The sequence below is a fragment of the Yersinia sp. 2542 StPb PI genome (assembly GCF_048593855.1).
In the GTDB taxonomy this organism is placed as follows: Bacteria; Pseudomonadota; Gammaproteobacteria; order Enterobacterales; family Enterobacteriaceae; genus Yersinia; species Yersinia enterocolitica_E.
Genome location: NZ_JAZGQA010000282.1, coordinates 1 through 3,734, shown reverse-complemented (window position 1 = coordinate 3,734; position 3,734 = coordinate 1). Strand labels below are relative to the sequence as shown.

Here is a 3,734-nt window from a genome sequence, read left to right as displayed (position 1 = left end):
TAATAAGCTGCTAAAATGATCTAAATCAATATTAACGGTTACTTTTTAAGATAATGACGATCTAAAAATCCTTGTTCCAGATCAATAATGGAATATAATGCTAGTAATTTACCTTGATTGCAGACCATTGATCTGTGATATCGGTGTTTACTAGATGAATCGATCGCGTATACTTCAATCCATAGCAAGAGAGTACAGCGATAAGGACATTTCAAGTTTCTAAAATGCTTTATATACAGTACGGACATTGTGAATATTAGAAACCCGCTTTACTCCTACTATTAAAAGATATTTAAAGTATCGTTTTCGCTACCAAGCACACACATTGAGTTTCGACATTTATTGGATTGTTAAAAGAACTCATCAACTGGTCTTATTGTCCAGCAGCGATAAATAGATATCTAATGGATTCTTGTGGAATAACCACAATCGAATTAACACACAACAGTACCGAGTTATTTAACTCATACATCTATTATTAATTGGAAATTTAAATGAAAAAGTTAGCTATTATTGCCTCAATCGTTGCTGCATTCGCGGGTGTTAACGCTGCTCAAGCCGCTTCTACCGGTACCATCACTTTTAACGGTGAACTGACAGCGTCTACTTGTGACGTATCCGTTGACGGCCAGGGTGCAGACGCAACTGTGGTACTGCCAACTGTCGGTACTAACCAACTGACTGCAGCGACTAAAGTTGCTGGTAGCACAGGCTTTAACATGGCGCTGAGCAACTGTGCTGGCACCCTGAAAACAGTTTCTGCTTTCTTTGAAGCAGGCCCAAGTGTTGATGTGGTTACCGGTCACCTGAAAAACGTAAGCGGTACTGCTGGTCAGGTTAGCCTGGAACTGATGGACGGTTCTAACGCCATGGCGCCAATTAAAGCCGGTAACAGCAACCAAACGACCAGCACGACTTATATTGATGCTTCTACGGGTTCTGCAACACTGCCGTATGCGGTTCAATATTATGCTGATGGCGCAACCACTGCCGGTACTGTTGTCAGCAACGTGGTTTACTCTATTCAATACAAATAAGTATTAACGCGTAACACAGAAATATAAAAGGGCAGATATCTGCCCTTTTTGACGATAAGCACTAAAATTAAAGCATGCACACATTCATTAAGTGTCGAGGTTGTTATGAACAGCACTAATCGTCCTTTTCTCACTGTCTTCTCAGCCTTGTTATTAATTTTATTTTTTGGACACGCCGTTCAGGCCAGTGTGGTTATTACCGGCACCCGGGTAATTTATCCGGAAAAACAAAAAGAAGTGACGGTAAAGGTGAATAACACCGGCACCGGCCCGGTGGTATTACAAAGCTGGATTGACAACGGGGATGTGAATGCCCGCCCGGAAACGTTAAAAGTGCCTTTTGTACTGACACCACCGATTAACCGGGTTGAGCCGAATAAAAGCCAGACACTGCGCATCAGTTATACCGGTGCGGCGTTACCAAAAGATAAAGAATCTGTTTTTTGGTTAAATGTCTTAGAGATACCGGCTAAAGCGGATGCAGGTAGCAGCCAGAACTATTTACAGATGGCCTACCGTTCCCGTATTAAATTGTTCTTCCGTCCTACCGGTTTGGTCGGTAATCCTAATGATGCCGCACAATCTTTAGTCTGGACCAAAGTCCCCGGCGGACTTAAAGCCACCAATCCGACACCGTTTCATGTTTCTTTGGTCACGGTGGGGATAACGGGCAGTAAAACAGCGCCGGTTGAAGGCCAAATGATTAGCCCTAATAATTCGCTGACCTTTTCGTTACCGGGAAATACCGCCGGCAATAACGTTGATTTTGAATTTATTAATGATTATGGCGCACTCAATAAACTGAGCCAGCCCATTAAACCTTAATTTAATTTATCAATAACAGCCCTACATAGCGTCCGCTGATGACCACATTTATTTCGTGGGGGCGGAATACGTCTGTACACTACGGAATAATTGAATAATGAAACACCCTGCAATCACATTCTCTGCAGAATTGTCTGCCCGTAGTGGTCGTTTAACGCCCGTGGCGGCTGCCCTTATTGCTGCTTTTTTATCGCCGGCTGTTTTGGCTGTTGAGAGCGTTGAGGCCAACGCCTCCCCTCAGACTGGCCATTCCCAGTCGGCCGAGTTTGACAGTATCTTTCTCAATACCGAACACGGTGGTTCCGGCATTGATTTAAGCCGCTTCTCGAAAGGGGGCAGCGTGTTACCCGGCACTTACCGGGCTGACATTTATTTAAACAATACCCTGATTGGCAATGAGAATGTGGAATTTAAGGCCCGCGACGATAAAAGTGTCCATGCCTGCTTATCCTCGTCGGTCATTGCCAGTCTTAATCTCAAGACAGAAGCATTGCCGCCTGAATCACTGGCCCCGCTGAAAAAAGAGGACGGCTGTGTTGATCTGGCGTCGCTGATCCCCGATGCCCAGGTGACTTTTGACAGCGGCGAACAACGGCTGGATATCGCTATTCCCCAGGCATTGTTACTCCGTACCGCCCGTGGCACCGTCAATCCGGCCTTGTGGGACAGCGGCGTGACGTCAGGGATGTTGGGCTATTCACTCAATGGCTACAGCTCCTCCGCCAACGGACAGACATTTAACTCGGCTTTTGCCGGGATTAACACCGGGCTAAACCTCGGCTCATGGTATTTCCGTCATAACGGCTCGTATAACTGGCAAGAAGACGGTGACAGCAAATACACCAGTATTAACAGTTATGTGCAGCGGGATGTCCCGGCTGCACTGGGCCGGGTGTTGCTGGGGCAATCCAATACCACCGGGCAGTTATTCGATACCGTGCCTTTTACCGGGGCACAATTCAGCACCGATGACCGCATGTTGCCAGAGTCCCTGCGTGGTTATGCGCCGGAAGTGCGCGGGATTGCCCGCACCAATGCGCTGGTGACCGTGCGCCAGAGTGGTCAGGTGTTGTATGAAACCACGGTTTCGCCGGGCGAATTTATCATTGATGACCTCTATCCGACCGGCTACGGCGGCAATCTGGATGTCACGGTGCGTGAAGCCGACGGCAGCACACAGAACTTCCAGGTGCCGTTTGCGGCAGTGGCGCAATTGCTGCGCCCCGGTTCGCAGCGCTACAGCCTGACGGTGGGTAAAGTGCGCAATGATTCGCTCTCCTTTACCCCGGGTCTTTATCAGGGAACCTATCAGCGTGGTCTGAACAACAGCATTACCGGTTATACCGGGGCGCAGGCCAGTGAAGACTATTATGCCGTGCAGGTCGGGACTGCGTTCAGTACCCCGATTGGGGCGGTGGCGGTCGACGTGACCCAGGCCAATACCCGCCTGCGTAACGGCAATGAAAGTGGCCAGAGCTATCAGGTCAGTTACAGCAAGGTGATTGCTGAAACCAACAGTAACCTGAGTGTGGCGGCGCACCGCTTTTCGACTCAGGGCTATCTCGATTTCGCCACGGCGATGCAAACCCTTGATGCTGAACGTCAGGGCTATGACGCCAACAGTATCTATCGGGCAAAAAACCGCTTAACCGTGACCGCCAATCAGGGATTACCGGACGGCTGGGGCCAGATGTATATCAGTGGTTCTTTGCAGGATTACTGGAATAAAGGTGGCAGTGACCAGCAGTATCAGGTGGGTTACAGCAACAACTATAAAAGCATGACCTACGGCGTCAGCGTGAACCGCAGCCGCTCCGGGTTTGGCGAGATGCAAAATACTTATCTGGTCAGTATGAGTTTCCCGTTGGGGCG

Annotated in this window: 3 protein-coding genes; all 3 read left to right on the top strand. The window is 48.5% G+C overall.

Annotation, left to right across the window (positions count from 1 at the left end):
• Nucleotides 1-494: 494 nt before the first annotated feature.
• Entirely contained in the window at nt 495-1,037 is a 543-nt protein-coding gene (locus V1952_RS20525; protein ID WP_420073802.1) for a fimbrial protein, read from the top strand.
• 105 nt (nt 1,038-1,142) lie between these two features.
• The gene (locus V1952_RS20520; protein ID WP_420075432.1) at nt 1,143-1,862 is read left to right on the top strand and encodes a molecular chaperone; all 720 of its coding nucleotides are present in this window, start codon (nt 1,143-1,145) and stop codon (nt 1,860-1,862) included.
• A 97-nt stretch (nt 1,863-1,959) separates the two neighbouring features.
• Nucleotides 1,960-3,734: fimbria/pilus outer membrane usher protein (locus tag V1952_RS20515; protein ID WP_420075431.1), on the top strand; the 1,775-nt coding region annotated here is incomplete at its 3' end.